This is a genomic window from Thalassobaculum sp. (assembly GCF_040219615.1).
GTDB lineage: Bacteria > Pseudomonadota > Alphaproteobacteria > Thalassobaculales > Thalassobaculaceae > Thalassobaculum_A.
In genome coordinates, this window is the sequence record NZ_JAVJSE010000039.1 from 24212 (window position 1) to 47562 (window position 23351).

Annotated in this window: 21 protein-coding genes; 10 read left to right on the top strand and 11 right to left on the bottom strand. The window is 69.9% G+C overall.

Annotation, left to right across the window (positions count from 1 at the left end):
- Nucleotides 1-11 precede the first annotated feature (11 nt).
- The 10 genes from RIC31_RS21535 to RIC31_RS21580 form a co-directional block, all read right to left on the bottom strand.
- The gene (locus tag RIC31_RS21535) at nucleotides 12-1253 is read right to left on the bottom strand and encodes an ABC transporter permease (protein ID WP_350112692.1); all 1242 of its coding nucleotides are present in this window, start codon (nucleotides 1251-1253) and stop codon (nucleotides 12-14) included.
- Nucleotides 1254-1260: 7 nt separating this feature from the next.
- Nucleotides 1261-2262 (bottom strand): efflux RND transporter periplasmic adaptor subunit, encoded by a 1002-nt coding sequence (locus RIC31_RS21540; RefSeq protein WP_350112695.1) that lies wholly within the window; start codon nucleotides 2260-2262, stop codon nucleotides 1261-1263.
- An 88-nt stretch (nucleotides 2263-2350) separates the two neighbouring features.
- Nucleotides 2351-3058, bottom strand: a complete 708-nt coding sequence (locus RIC31_RS21545; RefSeq protein ID WP_350112698.1) for a PAS domain-containing protein — start codon at nucleotides 3056-3058, stop codon at nucleotides 2351-2353.
- Between the two features lie 34 nt (nucleotides 3059-3092).
- The gene (locus RIC31_RS21550) at nucleotides 3093-3746 is read right to left on the bottom strand and encodes a PAS domain-containing protein (RefSeq protein WP_350112701.1); all 654 of its coding nucleotides are present in this window, start codon (nucleotides 3744-3746) and stop codon (nucleotides 3093-3095) included.
- An 82-nt stretch (nucleotides 3747-3828) separates the two neighbouring features.
- A complete protein-coding gene (locus RIC31_RS21555; protein WP_350112704.1) occupies nucleotides 3829-4479 on the bottom strand; it encodes a peroxiredoxin-like family protein in 651 nt (216 codons plus the stop codon).
- Nucleotides 4480-4631: 152 nt separating this feature from the next.
- Entirely contained in the window at nucleotides 4632-5027 is a 396-nt protein-coding gene (locus RIC31_RS21560; protein WP_350112707.1) for a RidA family protein, read from the bottom strand.
- A 21-nt stretch (nucleotides 5028-5048) separates the two neighbouring features.
- Nucleotides 5049-6113 carry a betaine--homocysteine S-methyltransferase gene (gene bmt, locus RIC31_RS21565; protein ID WP_350112710.1) on the bottom strand — a complete coding sequence of 355 codons (1065 nt, stop codon included), beginning with the start codon at nucleotides 6111-6113 and terminating at the stop codon, nucleotides 5049-5051.
- Nucleotides 6114-6137: 24 nt separating this feature from the next.
- Nucleotides 6138-6419 carry a DUF1289 domain-containing protein gene (locus RIC31_RS21570; RefSeq protein ID WP_350112713.1) on the bottom strand — a complete coding sequence of 94 codons (282 nt, stop codon included), beginning with the start codon at nucleotides 6417-6419 and terminating at the stop codon, nucleotides 6138-6140.
- Nucleotides 6420-6554: 135 nt separating this feature from the next.
- Nucleotides 6555-7127 (bottom strand): DJ-1/PfpI family protein, encoded by a 573-nt coding sequence (locus RIC31_RS21575; protein WP_350112716.1) that lies wholly within the window; start codon nucleotides 7125-7127, stop codon nucleotides 6555-6557.
- A 160-nt stretch (nucleotides 7128-7287) separates the two neighbouring features.
- Entirely contained in the window at nucleotides 7288-8646 is a 1359-nt protein-coding gene (locus tag RIC31_RS21580; protein ID WP_350112719.1) for an MFS transporter, read from the bottom strand.
- Between the two features lie 241 nt (nucleotides 8647-8887).
- Between RIC31_RS21580 and RIC31_RS21585 the strand changes: the two genes are divergently transcribed.
- The 3 genes from RIC31_RS21585 (at nucleotide 8888) to RIC31_RS21595 (ending at nucleotide 12470) form a co-directional block, all read left to right on the top strand.
- Entirely contained in the window at nucleotides 8888-9943 is a 1056-nt protein-coding gene (locus RIC31_RS21585) for a hypothetical protein (RefSeq protein WP_350112722.1), read from the top strand.
- A 120-nt stretch (nucleotides 9944-10063) separates the two neighbouring features.
- On the top strand, nucleotides 10064-11113 hold the full coding sequence (locus tag RIC31_RS21590) for a hypothetical protein (RefSeq protein WP_350112725.1): 1050 nt from the start codon (nucleotides 10064-10066) through the stop codon (nucleotides 11111-11113).
- A 202-nt stretch (nucleotides 11114-11315) separates the two neighbouring features.
- A complete protein-coding gene (locus RIC31_RS21595; RefSeq protein ID WP_350112728.1) occupies nucleotides 11316-12470 on the top strand; it encodes a tetratricopeptide repeat protein in 1155 nt (384 codons plus the stop codon).
- Nucleotides 12471-12529: 59 nt separating this feature from the next.
- Here RIC31_RS21595 and RIC31_RS21600 read toward each other — a convergent pair whose 3' ends face one another.
- Nucleotides 12530-13234 carry a methyltransferase domain-containing protein gene (locus RIC31_RS21600; RefSeq protein ID WP_350112731.1) on the bottom strand — a complete coding sequence of 235 codons (705 nt, stop codon included), beginning with the start codon at nucleotides 13232-13234 and terminating at the stop codon, nucleotides 12530-12532.
- Nucleotides 13235-13593: 359 nt separating this feature from the next.
- On the opposite strand from RIC31_RS21600, the gene mdh reads away from it, so the two are divergent.
- From mdh to RIC31_RS21635, 7 genes are all read left to right on the top strand, one after another.
- The gene (gene mdh, locus RIC31_RS21605; protein WP_350112734.1) at nucleotides 13594-14547 is read left to right on the top strand and encodes a malate dehydrogenase; all 954 of its coding nucleotides are present in this window, start codon (nucleotides 13594-13596) and stop codon (nucleotides 14545-14547) included.
- 194 nt (nucleotides 14548-14741) lie between these two features.
- Nucleotides 14742-15911 (top strand): ADP-forming succinate--CoA ligase subunit beta, encoded by a 1170-nt coding sequence (sucC, locus tag RIC31_RS21610; RefSeq protein ID WP_350112737.1) that lies wholly within the window; start codon nucleotides 14742-14744, stop codon nucleotides 15909-15911.
- The gene (gene sucD / locus RIC31_RS21615) at nucleotides 15911-16786 is read left to right on the top strand and encodes a succinate--CoA ligase subunit alpha (protein ID WP_350112739.1); all 876 of its coding nucleotides are present in this window, start codon (nucleotides 15911-15913) and stop codon (nucleotides 16784-16786) included. The genes sucC and sucD overlap by 1 nt, the downstream gene beginning before the upstream one ends.
- Before the next feature lie 183 nt (nucleotides 16787-16969).
- Nucleotides 16970-19876: a 2-oxoglutarate dehydrogenase E1 component gene (locus RIC31_RS21620; RefSeq protein ID WP_350112742.1), complete on the top strand. Its 2907-nt coding sequence runs from the start codon at nucleotides 16970-16972 to the stop codon at nucleotides 19874-19876.
- Nucleotides 19877-19953: 77 nt separating this feature from the next.
- A complete protein-coding gene (odhB, locus tag RIC31_RS21625) occupies nucleotides 19954-21252 on the top strand; it encodes a 2-oxoglutarate dehydrogenase complex dihydrolipoyllysine-residue succinyltransferase (RefSeq protein ID WP_350112745.1) in 1299 nt (432 codons plus the stop codon).
- Nucleotides 21253-21289: 37 nt separating this feature from the next.
- A complete protein-coding gene (gene lpdA, locus RIC31_RS21630) occupies nucleotides 21290-22699 on the top strand; it encodes a dihydrolipoyl dehydrogenase (protein WP_350112748.1) in 1410 nt (469 codons plus the stop codon).
- A 146-nt stretch (nucleotides 22700-22845) separates the two neighbouring features.
- Entirely contained in the window at nucleotides 22846-23217 is a 372-nt protein-coding gene (locus tag RIC31_RS21635; protein WP_350112751.1) for a hypothetical protein, read from the top strand.
- Nucleotides 23218-23351 lie beyond the last annotated feature (134 nt).

Below are 23351 nucleotides of genomic sequence, written 5' to 3' on the forward strand. Positions count from 1 at the left end.
CGTGCACCGGATCACGAGGCGCCCCGGATGATGTCGACCGGATGCTGGCGGGCGGCCCGCCGCGCCGGCAGGTAGCCGGCGACCGCCGCCGAGGCGACCGCGAAGCCGGCCGCGATCGCATAGTGCAGGGGATCCCAGGCGATCGGCAGCCGGGTCAGCTCGCGGCCGCCGGCGGACAGCTCGAAATGCACCAGCGAGAGCGCGTAGACCAGGGCGAAGCCGAGCAGCCAGCCCAGCGCCGAGCCGGCGGCGCCGATCGCCACGCCCTCCAGCACGAACAGCCGCTGCATGTCGCCCCGGCTGAAGCCGAGCGACTTCATGATGGCGATGTCGCGTGCCTTCTCGTGGGTGATCGTGGAGATGATGTTGAAGATGCCGAAGCCGGCGACCAGCATGATGGCGGCGACCACCGTGTACATGATGACGTTGCGCACCACGACCGCCTCCAGGATCTGCCGGTTGGCCTCCTGCCACGACACCGACTTGTAGCCGAGCCGCGCCTCGGCGCGGCGCGCGGCCGCCGGAGCCGCCGCCGGGTCGTCCAGCTTGATCCGGATCTGGTTGATGACGTTGATGCGCTCGTCGAGGATCTGGGCGCTCTTGAGCAGGACGTAGACCTCGTGCTCGTCGCGCGCCGTGATGCCGGTGTGGAACAGCCCGGCGATCTTGAAGCCGCGCGACTGTCCGGTCGCCGCCACCACGGTGACGGTGTCGCCCATCCCGGCCCCCAGCCGCGCCGCCATGCGGTCGCCGATCACGGCGTTGTTGCCGCCGGCGCCCAGGGCCTCGAAGCTGCCCTGGACAAAATTCCCGATGATCGGCGAGACGCCGCGCTCGGCCTTCGGCTCGATGCCGACGACGGTGGCGCCGACGTCGCGCCCGAGATAGCGGATCACGCCCTGGGTCTCGAGGCTCGCGGCCACGCGGCCGGGCACCCATTCCCGCAGCCAGGTGAAGGCCGCCGTCGGGTTGATGATGCCGCGGCGGTCCTCGCGCGGGCGCAGGCCGGCGATGGCCACGGCATCGAACGCCGCCTCCGCCGGCTGCGTCGGCGGCTGCCGCCGGTCGTCGGTGATCTCCACATGCGGCATGGTGTCGACCAGCTTGGCGATCAGATCGTCCTGCCCGCCCTGCATCAGCGCCGCCATGGCGATCGAGAACCCGACGCCGACCGCCACGCCCAGCACCGCGACCAGGGTCTGGCGGCCGCGCCCGGCGATGTGGGTGACCGCGATGTCGAGGATCAGCCGCACGGCCGGGTCACTCGGGCCGGACGGTGACGCGCGCGCCGTCCGTCAGGTCCGGCGGATAGGGCACCACGACCCGCTCGCCGGGGCCGAGTCCGGACCGGATCTCGGTGGCGCGGATGCCCCGGATGCCGACCTCGACGGGCCGGCGTCGCGCGACGCCGTCCTCGGCGACGAACACCGCGCCGCCCTCGACCGCCAAGCCGGGGACCAGCAAGGTTTCCTCGGACACCCGGACCACGACGTTCACGTCGACCGTCATTCCGATATGCAGCGGCGTGTCCGCCGGCAGCCGGAGCCGCACCCGGAAGGTCTTGGTCACGGGGTCGCCCTTCGGGGTGACGCTGTCGACCACCGCCGCCAGCTCGCGCTCGGGAAAGGCGTCGGACCGCAGCAGCGCGCGCTGGCCGACCGCGATCCGCGGCACGTCCTCCTCGTTGACGTCGGCGATCACCAGCAGCGGGCGCGGCCGGCCGACCCAGAACAGCACGGTTCCGGGCTCCGCGATCTCGCCGACCTCGCCGTCCTGCCGCAGCACCACGCCGGCCATCGGCGCCCGTAGCAGGTAGCTCTCCAGCCGGGCGCTCTGGCCGGCCACCAGCGCCTCGTACTGCGCGACCTCGCTGCGGGCCCGGTCGAGGGCCTGCTGGCTGGTCACGTTCCGCCCGGCCAGGACCGCCTGCCGCTCGAGCTCGTCATGGGCCAGGCGCAGCCGCGCCTTGAGCTCGGCCAGCGCCGCCTGGGCCTCGCGGTCGTCGAGGCGGGCGAGTTCGGCACCGGTCGCGACCGCCTCGCCCTCGCAGTTGCACAGCGCGGTGATGCGCTCGCGCAGCAGCGGCGTGACCTTGGCCCAGGTCCGCGGCTCCACGACGCCGGTGGCGTAGACGATCTCGGCGGCGTCGCCGCGCCGGGCAGCCGCGGTCTCGACCGGGACCGGCCGCAGATACAGCCAGTAGCCGGCCGCTCCGGCGGCGGCCAGCACGGCCACCGCGAACAGGCTGCGCAGGAAGGTCACGGTCGGGCTCCGGTGGCCACGGGGCGACGGCGCAGGCCGGGACCGGTCCGACACCGGGCAGCAGGCTGTGGCGCCCGCCCGGGGGATGTCAACCGGCGCGCGGGTAGGTCTGCGGGATCGGCCGCTGGATGCGGCGTTCCAGTTCCTCGGCCTCGGCCCCGGACAGGATCCGATGGCCGACCGGCAGGTTGCAGACCAGGAACCTCGCGCACGGCCTGTCGCGATCGGACAGCGGCAGGATCAGCCGGCGCCAGGAGCGGGCGTTGAGATAGGGCGGCGACAGGTGCTCGCTGAACAGCGGTGCCGGCCGCAGGCATACGGCGCGGTAACAGGCCCGGTACAGCAGGGCCGCCGGAGTCCGGGTGGTCAGGTTCATCTCGGACACCCGGAACCCGGTCCAGTCGCGGGCCGCCCGGTCGGCCACCGCGGTGCCGTAGACCCGGTACACCGCGTCGAAGCCGTCGCGCTCGGGCTCCAGCATCATCAGGTTGCCGAGCGCCGGCACCAGGTCGAGCACGTCGACGGCGCCGCGGTCCGGGATGCCGCCGGCCGCCGCCTTCAGGGACAACCAGTGCTCCAGCATGAAGGCCAGCTTCGGCTCATCCAGCTGGTCGGGGCGCTCGATCCAGGCGATCCGCTCGACGCAGGCGTCGATGGCCTTGACGACGCCGGGCGCGACCTCGCCGGACGCGCGCAGGATTTCCGTCGCCGCCGCCGCGATGGCGGCGTCGGTCGGATCGATCCAGTCCGTGCCGTCGGGCGACGGCGCGGCCTTGCGGCCCGGGTCTTCGGTCAACTTGGTGATCCCCTGGATGCGTGCGGTCGACTGTTCAGCCCGATCGGATGCGTCGCTGCTGTTCCTCGACCTCCTGCTTCGAGAGGACACGCTGTCCGACCGGCAGGTTGCCGACCAGATAGCGGGCACAGGCGACACCGTCCTGCGACAGCGGCAGGATCAGGCGCCGCCACGTATACACGCCGAGCCATTTCGCCGACGCATGCTCAGTATACAGCGGCGCCGGCCGCCGGGACACCGCGCGGTAGCAGCTCCGGTACAGCAGTGCCGCCGGTGTCCTGGTGATGCGGTTCATCTCGGAGACCCGGTACCCCGTCCAGTCGCGCCCGGCCCGGTCGGCGACGCCGGTACCGTAGACCCGGTAGACCGCGTCGAAGCCGTCGCGCTCGGCTTCCAGCATCATCAGGTTGCCGATCGTCGGCACCAGGTCGAGCACGTCGAGTTCGCTGCGGTCCGGGATGCCGCCGGCCTTGTCGGCCAGCGCCCGCCAGTGCTCCAGCAGAAAGGCGAGCTTCGGCTCGTCGAGCTGGTCGGGCCGCTCGATCCAGGTGATCTCCGTGGCGTCCGGGTCGATATCCTTGACGATCCCGCGGTCGACCGCGGCGGGGAATCCCAGGATACGGTCGGCGGCGGCCTCGATGGCCTGATCGGACGGGTCGGTCCAGGGGTCGTTCTCGCCGGCGGTCATTCCCGAGCCCGTTGCGGTTTCCGGTGCGGCAGGGGAGCGCCCCCGCGAACCGGAGTAAAGCGCCGGGCCGGTTTCGGATCGGTTAACGGGCCAGCCGTTCGACCGCGGCGATCACCTGCTCGGGGTCGAGCCGCCGGGTGTAGTCCGGGTCGACGTCGGCCAGGGCGACCCGGCCGTCGGCATCGACCACGAAGGTGCCGGGGACCGGCAGCTCCCAGGACCCGTCGCCGTTGCGCCTCTCCAGGTCGTTGCCGTTGCGCCGGTAGATCTCCACCAGCTCGTCGCTGAGCCGGAACACCAGGCCGAAGGACCGGGCGACCGCGTTGCCGGCGTCGCTCAGGACGTCGAACGCCAGCGCGTTGCTCGCGACGGTCTTCGCGGTCTCGTCGGGAACCTCCGGCGAGATCGCCACGACCGTGGCACCTGCCGCCGCCAGACGCGCGGCCTGGGCCTGGTAGGCGCGCAGCTCGAGATTGCAGTACGGGCACCAGCCGCCGCGGTAGAAGGTCACGACCAGCGGCCCCCGGCCCAGCAGGTCGGCGGACCGCACCGTCGCGCCGTCGGCGTTCGGCAGCGCGAAGCCGGGCATGCTGTCGCCGACCGCGAGGGCCCGGCCGGCGATGCCGTCGGCGCGCAGCTCGTCGATGCCCTTCTCGTAGGCGGCGATCACCTCGGCGCCGCGCTTCTCCACCGACATCCGCTTGATGCCCGCGAGTTCGTCCTGGAAGCTCATCGTCCTGGCTCCGTTCGGTCACAACCAACGGTCAATGACGTAGACCGCGCGGCGGTAACGGCCAACCGGGCCGAACGGCGGTGATCCCGTTCCGCCCTGGCGGCAATGCCCCGGCGGCCGGGAGCGGCGCGGGTCCGGTTCAGGGGCGCTGGTCAGGGCCGCCTGGCCACGAAGTCGATCTCGACCAGCCCGCCGCGGGCCAGAGCGGTGACGCCGATGCAGGTGCGGGCCGGGCGCCGCTCGGCGGGGAAGTAGGCGGCGTAGACCGCGTTCATGGCGGCGTAGTCGCGTTCGAAATGCGTGAGGAACACCCGGGCCTGCAGCACATGCTCGAAGCCGAGGCCGAGGCCGGCGAGCACCCGGCGCAGGTTGTCCATGGTCTTGTGGGTCTGGGCCTCGATGCCGTCCGGCAGCGGCGTGGCGTCGTCGTCCGGGTCGGTCGGCAGCTGGCCCGTGACCAGCACCCAGCCGTCGGTCTCGACCGCGTGGCTGTAAGGGGCGACCGGGGCCGGCGCCCCCGCCAGCATGTGAAAGATCGGACCGGGCATCGCGGGCTCCTTCTGTCGGTTCTAGGCTCGCCGCCGGCGGCCGCGCCGCCGCTCGGAGTCGTCGCCGCCGGGGCCGCCGGGGCCGCCGGGGCCGCCGATCTCGCTGCCGGCCAGCCGCCCGGGCTTCGCCCAGGGGGCGCCCAGCACCTCGGTGACGCGCGCCAGGTCGGGGCGCGCGCCCGGGACGTAGCCGGCCAGGGCGTCGGCGATCGCCTTGACGTGCACGGCGGTCGACCCGCAGCAGCCGCCGACGATGCGGGCGCCGGCGTCGCGCACCAGCCGGGCATAGGCGGCCATCGCCTCGGGCGTGCCGTTGTAGACGATCTGCCCCTCGACATACTGCGGTATGCCGCAATTGCCCTTGGCGACGACCATGGCGGCCGGGTCGGCAGCGGTGATCGCCAGAATGCTGTCGGCCAGTTCGGCCGGCCCGACGCCGCAGTTCGCGCCGATCGCCGCCGGAACCGGGTCGAGGCTGCGCGCGAAGTCGGCGAAACCGCCCGGCGTCAGCCCCATCATGGTGCGGCCGTTGGTGTCGAAGGTCATGGTCACCACCACCGGCAGCCCGGTCCGGGCGGCCCCGGCGACCGCGGCCGAGACCTCCTCCGGCGCCGACATGGTCTCGACCCACAGCAGATCGACGCCGCCCTCGGCCAGGCCGGCGGCCTGTTCGGCGAAGGCCGCGACGGCCTCGTCCGCGGTCAGGCTGCCGAGCGGCACGAACAGCTCGCCGGTCGGCCCCATGGAGCCGGCGACCAGGGCCCGCCGGCCGGTGCGCGCGGCATGGGCGTCGACCGCGGCGCGGGCGATGCGGGCGGCGGCGGCGTTCAGCTCGCGGACCCGGTCCTGGGCGTGGTGCAGCTTCAGGCGATGGCGGCTGCCGCCGAAGCTGTTGGTCAGCACGATGTCGGAGCCGGCGGCCAGGAAGTCCCGGTGCACCGTCGCCACCCGGTCGGGGTGCTCGACGTTCCACAGCTCCGGGGAATCGCCTGTCTCGAGGCCGAGCGCGAACAGGTTGGTGCCCATCGCGCCGTCGGCGATCAGGTGGCCGCGGTCGGCCAGCAATTCGGTCAGGCAGTCGGTCACGGCGGGCTCCGGGTCTTCAAGCGGTCAAGGGGTTCCGGCGGAATCCTGCCGGGCCTGGCGCCGCCTCGTGACCCGGCGGCGGTCCTGGCCGGCTTCGCGCTGGCGCTCGCGCAGGCGTTCCAGCACCTCCAGGCGCTGGGGATCGCCATAGCGCGACCAGTGCGCGATCTCCTCGATGGTGCGCCAGCACCCGAGGCAGAAGCGGGTGTCGCGGTCGATCTGGCAGACCCCGACGCACGGGCTCGCGATGGTACGCGGCACGTCGGCTGCGGCCGGGTTGGTCGAGGGCTGCTGGGGGTTCATCATGGAAACGGACACTAGGCGGATTCGAGGGCGGGCGCTCCAACGAAAAACGACGCCGACGGTTCCGTCGGCGTCGCTTTCGCGGCGATTCTTCGGTCCGGTCCGCGCGATCGCGGCGCCGGGATCAGGCGGCCGTGATCAGGCTGCCTGGGCGTCGGTCTCGCGCTCGTAGGCGGCGACGACCTCGATGAAGCGATCCATCGCCTCACGCACGCCCTCGACGCCGTTGGCGGTGACCAGCGAGCCCTCGACCACGACCGGGCCGGCTTCCCAGCTGGCGCCGGCGGTCTCCAGGTCGGCCTTGGCCTCCTCGCTCGAGGTCAGCGTGCGGCCCTTGGCGGCCTCGACGACAGCCAGCAGCTTGCCGGCGTCGCCGATCACGGCGACCGGCATGGAGGCGCGCATGAACGCCTTCAGAACGCGCTTGGAATGCGGTTCCTCGGACAGCTTCTCGACCGCGCGGAACCCACCGGGAACCACCAGGCCGTCGAAATCGACCGCCAGGGTCTCCGCCAGATCGACGTCGACCGGGAAGAAGTGGCCCCAGGAACCTTCGTACCAGCCGTTGACCAAGCCGTTGGCGCGCGAGACCACCTTGGTGGTGGCGCCGGCCTCGATCAGCTTCTTCTGCGGCTCGGTGAATTCGATTTCGTCGAAACCATTGGCAAGCATTACGGCAATGACGCGTCCGGCGAGCGGCTTATCAGCCATACAGAACCTCCTCTCGATGTTATGGCGTCGCGCCGAAAATACGGGCCGATTGCCGGCTCTCAGGCGCGAACGACGCGCAGGCTGGCCGGCATTCGACCAACGGGGCGCGTGTATGATGGGAACTCGAAGGCGCCTCACTTAGCGCCTGAGCCCGATTATTTCAAGACTGTTCCGGGGGTGGCCGCGACACCATGCCGCGATCGGTGGCGTTTCCCGCGGTCGGATCGCCGTCATCCCGCGCGGCGGCCACCGATTCGCCGTGCGTAGCGGCAGCGACGTCGGTGGCATGCGGTTCGGCGTCGGAGCGCGGATCGAGGGCGCCCAGGGCCGGCGAGGTGCCCGGTGTCGCAACGAAGTCCGGGCGGTCCTCCGGCGCCGGCGCCGCCCGCGCCCGCATCCGGACCACCACGAACCCCGTGAAGCCGAGATAGACCACCGCGATGTACGGGAACAGCAGGTCGGCGTCGGCGATGCCGGTCGCCCAGGAGGCGATCATCGGGCCGGCGATCGCGCCGATCGCAAACACCATGAGCATGCCCGAGGACGCCTCCACGAACCCGTCCGGCTCGACGAAGTCGTTCATGTGCGCGACCGACAGCGAGTAGACCGGCATGGCGGTCAGGCCGAACAGGAAGGCCCCGACATACAGTCCGGGCGCGAACAGGCCGGCCACCACCGGCAGCAGGGCAGCGGTCGCGCACACGCCGATCGTCGCCCCCAGGATCACCCGGCGGCGGTCGGTGCGGTCGGACAGCTTGCCGAGCGGGTACTGGCCGATCGCGCCGCCGAGCACCACCAGGCTCATGAAGGTCGCGACACCGTTGACGGTGAGGCCGCTGCCGGTCGCGAACACCGGCGCCAGCGACCAGAACGCGCCGTTCCCGAGCCCGACCGCGAAGGCGCCCATGAATCCGACCGGCGAGATCCGGTAGAGCCGCATGAGCCGTATCTTGGTGCTTCGCAGCGGGGCCGGCGCCAGCGCGGTGGTCAGCGCTACCGGCAGTGCCGCCAGCGACACCAGGATCGAGGCCAGGGCAAAGGGCGCGAAGGACGCCGGGTCGTAGACCGTCAACAGCATCTGGCCTGCCATGATCACGGTCAGGTTGATGACCGTGTAGATCGACATGACGGTGCCGCGGGTCTCGTTGCTGGCGCGCTCGTTCAGCCAGCTCTCGATGACCATGTACAGGATCGCGAAGGCGAAGCCTGTCAGCGCGCGGAACGGCCACCAGGCCCAGGGTTCGGTGATCATGGCGTGGGCCAGCGCCACCGTGGAGGCGAGCGCGGTGGCCGCGGTGAAGGTGCGGATGTGCCCGACCCGCCCGACCACCACCGGGCCGTACAGGCAGCCGAGCGCGAAGCCCAGGAAGTAGGCCGAGCCCATGACGCCGATGGCGACCGGGCCGAATGTCTCGATCTCGGCGCGGATCGGGAGCAGCGTTCCCTGCAGGCCGTTTCCCATCAGCAGCAGGGCCACGCTGGCCAGCAATGCCCCGACCGGGGCGACGACCTGAATCATGATGTGTCCGGATTTTCCTTTTGCGCAGTGTGCCGTGCCCGGCACCCGGTTGAGAACCCCCTCCGAACCGCGCGGTCGTTGCAGGCGGAGGCCTCCGAAGCTCGCGGCCGGGCGGTTCACGGCTCCGTGAGCGGGTCGCCGTCGTTTGTGTTTTGCATAAAATGCTGATAAAAAATTGATTTAATGACCGCTTAAGCGGGGAACGGGCTTTGAATTCAAGGGCCTGGGTGTGGGGACAGCAATGCCGGATGCGATGCGGCCCGGGTCGGTAATCGCCGACTACGACCGCGACTCGATCCATACACTGCCGTTGACCGTGCTGCCGGTGTCGAACGCCGCGCTGAGCAAGGCGCGGTTGATCAAGAATCATCGCCTGGAGACCCGGGTCGAGCTGTTCCGCGAGACCGGCATCGGCTCCGGCCAGATCGCCATCGACGAGATCCCCGACTTCTTCTCGGGCGACCCGGCCGGCCTGCAGGACGACATGGCGCTGCTGCGCCGGATCGGCCAGCTGCCGGCATTCGACCCCTATACGCTGCGCATCGGACTGCGCCAGGCCGGTGTCGACGTGCTGAGCCTGGAGGCGCTGCGGCTGTCGCCGGCCAAGCGTGCCGAGCTGCTGCCGCTGATGCGCAACATCACGCGGCCGCTGATCGTCCATCTGTATGGCGACGGCACGGTCGATCCGGACGACCTGGAAGCCATCATCCATATGATCGCCTACCCGAACACCCCGAAGGTGCGTGCCCGCATCCAGTCGATGGCGGCCGGCCTGAAGGTGGGTATCGACGCCCTGCCGGACATGCTCGAGGACTACGGCGACACCTGCCTGGCGCTGTCCTACTACCGCAGCTACTTCCAGTACGCGCTGCCCGTGCTCGACCGGATCCTGGAATGGATGCGCGAGGTCCGCGACAACTCCTTCCTGCGCAGCGACCCGAACGCCCGGCAGGCCTTCCAGCAGGTCGAGGACGTCATCACCCATGTGTCGGCCTCGGTGATCCGGCGGTTCGACGGCTTCGACCGTCACACGGTCGTGAACTGGGAAATGGTCACGGTCGGTACCTTCGGCGGGGTCCGCGAACTGATCTCCGCACACCAGCGGTCGCTGGCCCAGGTGCTGTGCGGCCTGACCGTGAAGATCTACGAGTGGGAGCAGCGCTTCCCGAACGGCGGCGGCAGCCCGGACAAGCGCGCCGAGTTCATCGCCTCGGACCTGCGGCCGGGGCTCGATGCGCTCTGGGGCGTCGAACGCCGTGCGCCGCGTTTCGAGAACGGCGGCGAGGCGGCGGCCTGAACCGGCACGCGATCCGTAGTTCTACGAATGGCGGGTTCGATAAAAGATTCATAAAATTATCGGCAAATTAGTTCACACAACCGCGCCGAGCCTCGTACCCGGTCGCGGGCGGGGTAACAGATGCCGGACGCGACTCTGCCAGTCCCGACGATCGCCGACTACGACCGGGACTCGATCCATACCCTGCCGTTGTCGGTCCTGCCGATCTCCAACGGTGCGCTCGCCCGCGCCAGGCTGATCAAGAACCATCGGCTGGAGACCAAGGTCGAGCTGTTCCGGGACGACCGCGGCGGCTCGGGGCAGATCGCGATCGACCAGGTGCCGGACTTCTTCCCGGGCGAGGGCGTGACCCTGCAGCGCGACATCGACCTGCTGCGCCGGATCGGCGAGCTGCCGGCCTTCGACCCTTACTCCCTGCGCGTCGGGCTGCGCCAGGCCGGCATCGACCCGCTGGACCTCGACGCCCTGCGGCTGTCGGCGGCCAAGCAGGCGGAGCTGCGGCCGCTGATGCGCGGCATCGCCCGGCCGCTGGCCGTGCATCTGTTCGGCGACGGCGCGCGCGGCGACGACCTGGACCGGATGATGCGCAAGCTCGACGGGTCGACCACGCCGCTGGTCCGCCAGCGCATCCTGTCGATGGCGGCGGCGCTGCGGGTCGGCATCGACGCGGTTCCCGACATGCTCGAGGACTACGCCGACACCTATCTGGCGCTGTCATACTACCGGGGCTACCTGCTGTACGCGCTGCCGGTCGCCGACCGGATCATCCGTTGGATGCGCGATGTCTCGGCGACCTCGTTCCTGCAGTCCGACGCCAACACCCGGCGGGTGTTCCAGCGGGTCGAAGGGCTGCTGACCCTGCTCGTCAACTCGGCGACCGCCCGGTTCAACGGGTTCGACCGCCAGAAGATCCTGAACTGGGACGCCGTCACCCTCGACAGCTTCCGGGCGACCCGCCGCATGGTCACCCAGCACCAGCAGTCGCTGGCCCAGGTGCTCTGCGGGCTGACCGTGAAGATCTACGAATGGGAGCAGCGCTTCCCGAATGGCGGCGGCAGCCCCGAGAAACGGGCCGAGTTCGTGGCCACCGACCTGGCGCCGGGACTCGAGATGCTGTGGACCGTCGAGCGGGCCGCCGCCCGCCTGACGGGCGACCGCAAGGCCGCATAGCGCCCGCGGCCGGTGCCCCGGCGCCGGCGGTCGCCCGGTGCGTCGTGGCCGGATACAATCCCCTCTATCATGGCGAGAGCCGCCCGGACGGTGTGATCGAGCCCGGCACGGAACGCCCGTCGGCGTCCGGCGTTGCCTGATCGCCGCCCGCCGGGTGCGCCGCGGGTCGCCGCGGCCGCCGGGGCGGATGGGAGGGGATCGCATGGACTTCACGCTCGTCGCCTACACCGCCTCGATTTTCGCCGCCTTGCTGGCGATGAACACCTATTCCGGCTGGGGCGTCGCCGAGGTCCATGCCTACACGGTGCCGCCCTATCTCGAGGAGCGCGGCTACTCGCCCCAGATAGTGGCCAACCAGGTGGTCGACGCGATGCGCCGGATCCAGCTCGAGGTGGCGTCGCTCGACGAGGCCGAGGTTCTGGTGCAGGGCCAGGTCCAGCCGGTCGGGCAGCTGGCGTCGTATTTCGGCATCGTCGATCTTCTGCGGGCCACGGAGACGGCCCTCGGGCTCGGGCCGGCGACCGTCGTGATCGAGATCACCCAGGACGACAAGCTCGCGCACTGGCGGGTCCGCGGCGACCACGCCGTGCGCGGCGCGCTGGTCAAGCAGGGCGACATCCCGATCGGCGAGCCGGCGGCGCTGATCGACGAACTCGGGCTGCAGGTGATCGACTTCGTCTCGCCGTTCGAGGCGCTGGCCTACCGGTTCATCCAGGGTTCCGCGGCCAACGAGCACGAAGCGACGATCTCCTCCGCTTCCGCCCTGCTACTCGACTGCCAGCGCCGCTGGGCGTGGACATGCACCGACGCCAACATCCGGAACGCCTACCTGCTGCGCGGCATGGCCTATCTGAGCGCCGAGCAGACCGCGCGGGCCTTCGACGACTTCGACTCCGCCAACAAGATCGGCAACCAGAACGCGCTGGGCGTGGCGTTCTACGGCGACGCCTTCGCGGCCCTCGGCCAGGAGGACGCGGCCCAGCGGCAGTACGAGCGCGCGAAGCGGCTCGACCCGGAGATCGGCGAGCGGTTCTACCAGCTGGCCCGGGGCTACGCGCAGGGCGGCAACCAGCTGCTCGCCGACCGCCGCTACACCACCGCCGCGGATCTCGGGATCGACTCCGAGGCGTTCCTGGTGGACTGGGGCGACACGCTGTTCGCCCTCGGCTGGTACGATGCTGCGCTCGAGCGCTACCGGGCGGCCGAGGCCGCCAACCCCGAGAACGATCTGTACTCGGAACGGATCGACCGGACCCTCGAGGCCCGCGAGGCGGCCAATGCCAGCCAGCCCGGCCAGCCGGCGGCCGAGCCGCCGAAGGCACCGGAGCCGGCCGCGGCGCCGCCTTCGGGCGGCTGATCCGGGCAACGCTGATCCGGGCAGCGCCGATCCGGGCAGCGCCGATCCGGGTGCCGCGCTCAGGCGGCCTGCAGCACCAGGTTGACGAAGATCGCCGGCAGGTAGCGGCGGGCCAGCGGCAGCTTGGGCTGCTCGGGCTGGTCGCGCAGCATCGCCAGGTTGTCGTGCTGCGGGAAGTTCAGCTCGAACAGCCGGCCCTCGATCTCGAACGGCGTGCGGTCCAGGTCGACCCGGCCGTCGACGGTGATCTTGTAGGCGGCGTCCAGGCCGCTGCCGGTCGCGCTGTAGTACATGTCGACCGGCCGCAGCTCGGGAAACAGCTCGAGCAGCCCGCGGAACGAGAACCGCCAGTAGTCGTCGGGATAGCCGTGGAACGCCTGGACCCAGGGCGTGGCGACATACAGCGTGCCGCCGGGGGCCAGCAGCGCAGCCAGGTTGTCGGCGGCGTCGAACGGTCGCTTCACATGCTCCAGCACGTGCTGGCACAGGATCAGGCCGTAGCGCCGCCCGCCGAGCGCCGTGTCCAGACGTTCGAACGGCCAGCACAGGTCCGCGACCACGTCGACGCCGTCGCCATCGGCCACGTCGAGCCCGGTGAAGTCGGCCCCGGCGAGCATCTGGCGCCAGGCGCGCGGGCCGCGGTCGACCACGGTCTCGCGGGCGCCGACCTGCAGCACCGGCCCGGCGGCGCGCTCGGCCAGCGCCGCGGTCTCGGCGGCGGTGGTGGTCGACACCACGTCGATCTTCCCGGCGTTTCCCTGCATCCCGCGAGACTGCCGGGTCGGGCGGTCTCGATCAAGCGATCGCCGGGCCGCGCACCGATCCCGGGGCGAGGCGGCGCCCCGCCGGGGACCGGATCGGCTGGGGACCGGGGGTCCGAACCGGCGTGACGGCCCGGCCGAGACCGGCGCGCACCCGGGTCATGCCGTGCACGGTGCCGGACCCCGCGGTCCGGGCGATCCGGCGGCGTCGGGTCCGAATGCGTGCAGTGCAGCGCCGGTCGCTTGCCCCGCCCGGGAAATCGGAGTATGTCGCCCCGCACGCCTCCGGCCGCCGACGGCCGTTCTCCGCCGCCGGCCGCCGCGGGTGTTTGACGCATCACCGCTGCGACACAGGGGAGATCATGGCTCGCAACAAGATCGCGCTCGTCGGCGCCGGGAACATCGGGGGCACGCTGGCACTGCTGGCCGGCCTCAAGGACCTTGGCGACATCGTGCTGTTCGACATCGTCGATGGCGTGCCGCAGGGCAAGGGCCTCGACATCGCCCAGGCCTCTCCGGTCGAGGGCTTCGACGCCTCGGTGACCGGCGCCAGCGACTACGCGGCGCTCGCCGGGGCCGACGTGGTGATCGTCACCGCCGGCATCCCGCGCAAGCCGGGCATGAGCCGCGACGACCTGATCGGCACCAACACCAAGGTCATGAACGCGGTCGGCGCCGGCATCAAGGCGAACTGCCCGGATGCCTTCGTGATCTGCATCACCAACCCGCTGGACGTCATGGTCGGCGTGCTGCGCGATGCCTGCGGCCTGCCGCACGAGAAGGTCGTCGGCATGGCCGGCGTGCTCGACAGCGCCCGCTTCCGGCTGTTCCTGGCCCAGGAGTTCGGGGTCTCGGTCGAGGACGTGACGGCCTTCGTGCTGGGCGGCCACGGCGACACCATGGTGCCGCTGACCCGCTACTCCACGGTCGCCGGCATCCCGGTCCCGGACCTGATCAAGATGGGCTGGACCACCCAGGAGAAGATCGACGCCATCGTCCAGCGCACCCGCGACGGCGGCGCCGAGATCGTCGGTCTGCTGAAGACCGGCTCGGCGTTCTACGCGCCGGCCAGCTCGGCGATCGCGATGGCCGAGTCCTATCTGAAGGACAAGAAGCGGGTTCTGCCCTGCGCCGCCTACGTCAAGGGCGCCTACGGCCTGGACGGGCTGTATGTCGGCGTGCCGGTGGTGATCGGCGCCGGCGGCGTCGAGAAGATCGTCGAGATCTCGCTGAACGCCGACGAGAAGGCGATGTTCGACCATTCGGTCGGCGCCGTCCGGGCGCTCAACGAGGTGGTGGTGAAGCTGGGCGCCTGATCGCTCGGTCGGTATCCGGTCCGGCCGGTTGCTCCGGCCGGGTCCCGGCCGTAGAGTGACGCGCCCTTCATGCGAGCCGGAAGCGAGATGGCCGACGCGCCCGTATCCGACGCAGAGTGCAGCGAGACGGCCGGCGTCGCGGTCGTCCGGGCGGTCGCCGTGGCGGGCGGCCGCAACACCACGAGCGGGGAACCATGAACATCCACGAGTATCAGGCCAAGTCGCTCTTGGCCAAATTCGGCGTGACCGTGCCGCGCGGCGGGGTGGCGTTCACCCCTGACGAGGCGGTCAAGGCCGCCGAGAAGCTCGGCGGGCCCGTCTGGGTCGTCAAGGCGCAGATCCACGCCGGCGGCCGCGGCAAGGGCGGCGGCGTGAAGGTCGTGAAGTCGCTGGACGCCGTGAAGGCCGAGGCCGAGCGGATGCTGGGGATGACCCTGGTCACCCACCAGACCGGCCCGCAGGGCAAGGAGGTCAAGCGCCTCTACGTCGAGGACGGTTGCGACATCGCCCGCGAGCTGTACCTGTCGCTGCTGGTCGACCGCGGCACCAGCCGGGTGACCGTGATCGCCTCGACCGAGGGCGGCATGGACATCGAGGAGGTCGCCGCGCACACGCCGGACAAGATCCTCAGCATGCCGATCGACCCGGTGACCGGCATGAGCCCGCATTATGCGCGGCGCATCGCCTTCAGCCTCGGGCTCGAGGGCAAGCAGGTCTCGGCGGCGGTGAAGTTCCTGACCGCGCTGTACAAGTCGTTCGTCGACCTGGACGCCTCGATGATGGAGATCAACCCGCTGGTGGTCACCGGCGGAGGCGACGTCATCGCGCTCGACGCCAAGATGAACTTCGACGACAACGCGCTGTACCGCCACCCCGACATCGCCGAGCTGCGCGACGAGGACGAGGAGGATCCGGCGGAGCTGGAGGCCGGCAAGTACGAGCTGAACTACGTGAAGCTCGACGGCAACATCGGCTGCATGGTGAACGGCGCCGGCCTGGCGATGGCCACCATGGACATCATCAAGCTGGTCGGCGGCGAGCCGGCCAACTTCCTGGACGTCGGCGGCGGCGCCACCAAGGAGCGGGTCACCGCGGCGTTCAAGATCATCCTGTCGGACAAGAACGTCGAGGGCATCCTGGTCAACATCTTCGGCGGCATCATGCGCTGCGACGTGATCGCCGAGGGCGTGGTGGCGGCGGCCCGCGAGGTCAGCCTGCACGTGCCGCTGGTGGTCCGCCTGGAAGGCACCAACGTCGAGCTCGGCAAGCAGATCCTGGCGGATTCCGGCCTGCCGATCGTGTCGGCCGACAACCTCGGCGATGCCGCCGAGAAAATCGTCAAAGCGGTGAGGGAGGCAGCCTGATGTCGGTTCTGGTCGACAAGAACACGAAGGTCATCTGCCAGGGCTTCACCGGCAGCCAGGGAACCTTCCACAGCGAGCAGGCCATCAAGTACGGCACCAAGATGGTCGGCGGCGTCACCCCCGGCAAGGGCGGCCAGACCCATCTCGACCTGCCGGTGTTCGACACCGTGCACGAGGCGGTCGCCAGGACCGGCGCCAACGCCAGCGTGATCTACGTGCCGCCGCCGTTCGCCGCCGACTCGATCCTGGAGGCGGTCGACGCCGAGCTGCCGCTGGTGATCTGCATCACCGAGGGCATCCCGGTGCTCGACATGCTGAAGGTCAAGCGCGCGCTCTGCGGCACCAGGACCCGGCTGATCGGCCCGAACTGCCCGGGCGTGATCACCCCGGACGCCTGCAAGATCGGCATCATGCCGGGGCACATCCACAAGCGCGGCAAGATCGGCATCGTGTCGAAGTCCGGCACCCTGACCTACGAGGCGGTGGCGCAGACCACGGCGGCCGGCCTCGGCCAGTCGACCTGCGTCGGCATCGGCGGCGACCCGGTGAACGGCACCAGCTTCATCGACGTGCTGGAGATGTTCCTGGCCGACGACGAGACCCAGGGCATCATCATGATCGGCGAGATCGGCGGATCGGCCGAGGAAGAAGCGGCAGAGTTTCTTAAGACTTCCAAGGTTAAGAAGCCGGTTGCCGGCTTCATCGCCGGTGTGACCGCCCCTCCGGGTCGGCGCATGGGCCATGCCGGGGCGATCATCGCCGGCGGCAAGGGCGGCGCCGGCGACAAGATGGAGGCCATGCGCTCGGCCGGCATCAGGGTGTCGGACTCGCCGGCACGCCTCGGCGAGACCATGCTCGCCGCGATGCAGGGCTGAGCGCGGCCTGTTGAGGCGGAGAAGGGCGGGACCGGGTCCCGCCCTTGATCCGTCGGGCGGTTGCGACGACCATTTGGATTGGGTCGACCGCAATCGACCCGTGGTGGGACGCCGGCAAGGCCGGTTGCCGGATCGGCCTGGAGGGACGGTCGATCCGGTTGTGACGAGAGGCGGTGTGCGCTCATGTCGACGGACTTCACGGATCTGACCTTCCTGAACGGCGCCAATGCACCGTTCATGGCTGAGCTCTACGCCCGCTACCTGACCGACCCGAACGCGGTCGACGCCAGTTGGCGGAGCTATTTCGATCAGTTGCAGGACGAGGCCGGGGCCGCGCGGAGCGACGCGGAGGGTCCGAGCTGGGCGCCGCGCAGCACCAAGGTGATCGGCGCCGTCGATCCGGCGAACGAGAACCTGAAGACCGCCGGGAAGCCGGCCCGGGCCGCGGCCCCGTCGGCTGCCGACGTGCGGGCCGCCACCCTCGACTCGCTGCGCGCCATCATGCTGATCCGGGCCTATCGGATCCGCGGCCACCTGCGCGCCAAGCTGGATCCGCTCGGCCTCGACGAGCCGACGCCGCATCCCGAGCTCGACCCGGAGACCTACGGCTTCACCGAGGCCGACTGGGACCGGCCGATCTTCATCAACCATGTGCTCGGGCTCGAGACCGCCACGCTCCGCGAGATCATGGATCTGCTGGAGGCGACCTATTGCGGGTCGATCGGCGTCGAGTTCATGCACATCCAGGACCCGGCCCAGAAGGCCTGGATCCAGGAGCGGATCGAGCAGATCCGCAACCAGACCGACTTCACCGACCGCGGCAAGAAGGCGATTCTCGACCGCCTGACCGCCGCCGAGTGCTTCGAGAAGTTCCTGGCGGTCAAATACGTCGGCACCAAGCGCTTCGGCCTGGACGGCAGCGAGACCCTGATCCCGGCGCTCGAGCAGATCCTCAAGCGCGGCAGCCAGCTCGGCCTCGAGGAGGTGGTGCTGGGCATGCCGCACCGCGGCCGTCTGAACGTGCTCTGCAACTTCATGGACAAGCCGTTCCGGGCGATCATCTCGGAGTTCCTGGGCAACCCGGCGAACCCCGAGGACGCCGGCGGCTCCGGCGACGTGAAGTACCACATGGGGGTGTCGGCGGACCGCGAGTTCGACGAGGCCAACGTCCACCTGACCCTGAACGCCAACCCGTCGCACCTGGAGATCGTCAACCCGGTGGTGCTCGGCCGGGTGCGGGCCAAGCAGGTGCAGCGCGGCGACCGCGACCGCAAGAAGGTCATGGGCATCCTGCTGCACGGCGACGCGGCGTTCGCCGGCCAGGGCGTGGTGGCCGAGACCTTCGATTTCTCCGGCCTGCGCGGCTACCGCACCGGCGGCACCATCCACATCATCGTGAACAACCAGATCGGCTTCACCACCAGCCCGCACTACTCGCGCTCGTCGCCGTATCCGACCGACGTCGCGAAGATGGTCATGGCGCCGATCTTCCACGTGAACGCCGACGACCCGGAGGCGGCGGTCCACGTCGCCCGGATCGCCACCGAGTTCCGCCAGGAGTTCGGGGTCGACGTGGTGGTCGACATGATCTGCTACCGCCGCTTCGGCCACAACGAGGGCGACGAGCCGCGGTTCACCCAGCCGCTGATGTACGCCAAGATCGGCGAGCAGCCGAGCACCCGCCAGCTCTATGCCGAGCAGCTCACCCGCGAGGGCGTGATCCCCGAGGGCGACGGCGACCGGCTGGTCGAGGAGCAGAACGCCTACCTGGCCCAGGAGTTCGAGGCCGGCCTGTCCTACAAGCCGAACAAGGCCGACTGGCTCGAGGGCAAGTGGTCCGGCCTGAAGGTGGCGTCCGGTGATGCCCGGCGCGGCGAGACCGCGGTCGACATCGGGGAGCTGAAGCGGATCGCCGACCGGCTCTGCGAGGTGCCGGGCGACTTCGACCTGAACAGCAAGCTGAAGCGCTTCATCGACGGCCGCAGGAAGGCCATCGAGTCCGGCGAGGGCGTCGACTGGTCGTTCGGCGAGGCGCTGGCGTTCGGGACGATGCTGGCCGAGGGCGACCCGGTCCGGCTGTCCGGCCAGGATTCCGGGCGCGGCACCTTCTCGCAGCGCCATTCGGTCTACATCGACCAGACCACCGAGGAGCGCTACGTCCCCCTGAACCACGTCAAGGAGGGGCAGGCGCAGTACGAGGTGATCGACAGCCCGCTGTCCGAGGCCGGCGTGCTCGGCTTCGAGTACGGCTACAGCCAGGCCGAGCCGAACGCGCTGGTGCTGTGGGAGGCGCAGTTCGGCGACTTCGCCAACGGCGCCCAGGTGATCGTCGACCAGTTCATCTCGTCGGGCGAGGCCAAGTGGCTGCGCATGTCCGGCCTGGTGATGCTGCTGCCGCACGGCTACGAGGGCCAGGGGCCGGAGCATTCCTCGGCGCGGCTCGAGCGCTATCTGCAGCTCTGCGGCGAGGACAACATGCAGGTGGTCAACTGCACCACCCCGGCCAACTACTTCCACGTCCTGCGCCGGCAGCTGAAGCGCGACTTCCGCAAGCCGCTGATCATCATGACCCCGAAGTCGCTGCTGCGGCACAAGCTGTGCGTCTCGAGCTTCGCCGAGATGGGGCCGGGGACCACCTTCCACCGGGTGATGTACGACAACGAGGTCCTGTGCGACGACATGGACGTCAAGCGGGTCGTGCTGTGCTCGGGCAAGGTCTACTACGACCTTTACGAGGAGCGCGCCAGGCGCGGCATCAAGGACGTGTTCTTCCTGCGGATGGAGCAGATCTATCCGTTCCCGGAGAAGGCCCTGCTGCACGAGCTGTCGCGGTTCCCGCAGGCCGAGGTGGTGTGGTGCCAGGAGGAGCCCCAGAACATGGGGTGCTGGACCTTCCTCGACCGCCGGCTGGAGAACGTGCTGATCGAACTCGACGGCGCCTGCCGCCGGCCGCGCTATGTCGGCCGGGGCGAGGCGGCGTCGCCGGCGACCGGCAACCACGGCCGCCACGTGCGCGAGCAGCAGAAGCTGGTCGACGAGGCGCTGACCGTCAGCGCCACGGTCCGCAAGGGCCGCATGGCCGCGGAGTGACCGGGCCCATCAATCTCGGGACGGGCGGCCGCGGCCGCCCGTCGGCTTCCGAACGACAGACAAGAGGCGCATAGGCGATGGCGACGCAGATCACCGTTCCGGCTCTCGGCGAATCCGTGTCCGAGGCGACGGTCGCGAAGTGGATGAAGGCGGTCGGCGACGCCGTCCAGGCGGACGAGCCGCTGGTCGAGCTCGAGACCGACAAGGTGACCCTCGAGGTCAACGCCCCGACCGCCGGCGTGCTGATTGAGATCGCCGCCAAGGAGGGCGCGGAGGTCGCGGTCGGCGCCCTGCTCGGCAACATCGACGAGAGCGCCAAGGCCGCGGCGAAGAAGCCGGAGGCGCCCAAGGAGGCCCCGAAGGCGGAGACCCCGAAGGCCGCCGAGCCTGCGAAGGCCGAGGCTCCCAAGGAAGCGCCGAAGCCGGCTCCGGCCGCCGCCCCGGCCCAGGCCGCCGGCTCCCACGACGTCAAGACACTGTCGCCGGCGGTCCGCAAGCTGGTCGAGGACAACGACCTGGATCCGTCGAAGATCAAGCCGACCGGCAAGGACGGGCGGCTGGTGAAGGAGGACGTCCAGAAGGCCATCGAGGCCGGCAGCGCCAAGCGCAGCTACTCGGCCGCCCCGGCCGCCGGTGCGGCGCCTGCCGCCGGCCCGCTGCCGCCGCGCCCGGAGGACCCGCGCGAGGAGCGCGTGAAGATGACCCGGCTGCGCCAGGCCATCGCGCGGCGCCTGAAGGACGCCCAGAACACCGCCGCCATGCTGACCACCTTCAACGAGGTGGACATGTCCGGCGTGATGGCGCTGCGCAACGAATACAAGGACAGCTTCGAGAAGAAGCACGGCGTCAAGCTCGGCTTCATGAGCTTCTTCGTGAAGGCCTCGATCGCCGCGCTGCAGGAACTGCCGGCGGTCAACGCCGAGATCTACGGCGACGAGATCGTCTACAAGAACTTCTACGACATCGGGGTCGCGGTCGGCACGCCGCAGGGCCTGGTGGTGCCGATCGTGCGCGACGCCGACCAACTGTCCTTCGCCGGGGTCGAGAAGGCGATCAACGCGCTCGGGGTGAAGGCCCGCGACGGCAAGCTGAGCCTGGCCGACATGCAGGGCGGCACCTTCACGATCTCGAACGGCGGCGTATACGGCTCGCTGATGTCGACGCCGATCCTGAACCCGCCGCAGTCCGGCATCCTGGGCATGCACAAGATCCAGCCTCGCCCGATGGCGATCGGCGACAAGGTCGAGGTGCGGCCGATGATGTATCTGGCGCTCAGCTACGACCACCGGATCGTCGACGGCCGCGAGGCGGTGACCTTCCTGGTGCGCCTCAAGGATGCGATCGAGGATCCGCGGCGCCTGCTGCTGGACCTCTGACCGCCCGAACCGAAACGACTTCGACTCCGAGGAAACCATGGCGGACAACTACGACCTGGTGGTCATCGGCGCCGGCCCCGGCGGCTACGTGGCGGCGATCCGCGCCGCCCAGCTCGGCATGAAGGTGGCCTGCGTCGAGAAGCGGGCCGCGCTCGGCGGCACCTGCCTGAACGTCGGCTGCATCCCGTCCAAGGCGCTGCTGAACGCCTCGCACAAGTTCGAGGAGGCCGGCCACCAGCTGGCCGAGTTCGGCATCGAGGTCGGCAAGCCGAAGCTGGACGTGAAGAAGCTGATGCAGGCCAAGACCGGCATCGTCACCGGCCTGACCGACGGCATCGGCTTCCTGTTCAAGAAGCACAAGATCGACTGGATCCAGGGCGAGGGCTCGATCCCGGCGGCCGGCAAGGTGGAGGTCAAGCCGTCCGGCGGCGGCAACAAGCAGACCCTGACCTGCGAGCGGATCCTGATCGCCACCGGCTCGGAGTCGACGCCGCTGGCCGGTGTCGAGGTCGACGAGAAGAAGATCGTCACCTCGACCGGCGCGCTCGAGCTGACCAAGGTCCCCGGCCACCTGGTGGTGATCGGCGCCGGCGTCATCGGCCTGGAGCTCGGCTCGGTGTGGAAGCGGCTCGGCTCCAAGGTGACGGTGGTCGAGTTCCTCGACCGCATCGTGCCCGGCACCGACAGCGACACCGCCAAGCGCTTCCAGCGCTCGCTGGCCAAGCAGGGCCTGGAGTTCAAGCTGTCGACCAAGGTCACCGGTGCCAAGGCCGGCAAGTCGGGCGTCAAGCTGACCATGGAGCCGGTCAAGGGCGGGCAGCCTGAGGAGATGACCGCCGACGTGGTGCTGCTGGCGATCGGCCGCCGGCCGCTGACGGCGGGCCTCGGCCTCGACAAGCTCGGCGTCGAGCTCGACAAGCGCGGCTTCGTGGTGGTCGACGAGGACTTCGAGACCAGCGTGAAGGGCATCTTCGCGATCGGCGACGCGATCCCGGGGCCGATGCTGGCCCACAAGGCCGAGGAGGACGGGGTCGCCTGCGCCGAGATCATGGCCGGCCAGTCCGGCCATGTGGACTACAACCTGGTGCCGGGCATCGTCTACACCTGGCCGGAGCTGGCGACCGTCGGCAAGACCGAGGAGCAGCTCAAGGAGGCCGGGGTCGAGTACCGCAAGGGCGTGTTCCCATTCACCGCCAACAGCCGGGCCCGCGCCAACCTGGACACCGAGGGCCAGATCAAGATCCTGGCGGACGCCAAGACCGACCGGGTGCTGGGCGCCCATATCCTGGGTCCCGACGCCGGCACGCTGATCCACGAGATCTGCATGGCGATGGCGTTCGGCGGTTCGGCCGAGGATGTCGCCCGCATGTGCCACGGCCACCCGACGCTGTCCGAAGGCGTCAAGGAAGCCGCGCTGGCGGTGGACGGACGGCCGATCCACATCTGAACCACCGGGACCTGGCGCCGCTCAGACAGCGGCCGGGCGACTTAGCCGCTGCTTCCGTTTACTGTACCCTGCCGCCGTTGGATTGGGCTGGCGGCAACGGGTGGACGACCATCGTCCGCTTCGGCGCCAAGACAGGTTGCTGAGCGATGGTGGAGTACCGTATCGATCGTGCCCGGCGCCTCATCGAAATCGAGATCGTCGGTGACTACTTTCTCGAAGATGCACAGGCTCTCACCCGTGGGCTGTTGGCGGATCCGGATTTCGACCGGGCGTTCTCCCAGATCATCGATTGTCGAGACGCCGATCTTTCGAACCTGACATCCGACGATCTGAAAGCAATCGCGGCCGATTTGCTGTCGGTTCCGGGAAGGCGGATCGCGATCGTCACTGCCGACAGCTCAAACCAGGCCCTGGTGCGGCTGTATACGACGCATGTGCAGCTGAGCGAGAACAGGAGCGTGCTGCGGGGCTTCGACGACCGCGGCAGCGCTCTCGCCTGGATCGAGGATTTCGGCTAGGTTCTGTACCCATAAAGGGGATTCCCGTTATGGGCTGATTGTGATTCAAGCTTCCAAACTGCGGGAGCTTGATGATGAAGCGTCGTCACGATCTGACGGATCTGGAGTGGCGTGTCATCGCGCCGCTGCTTCCG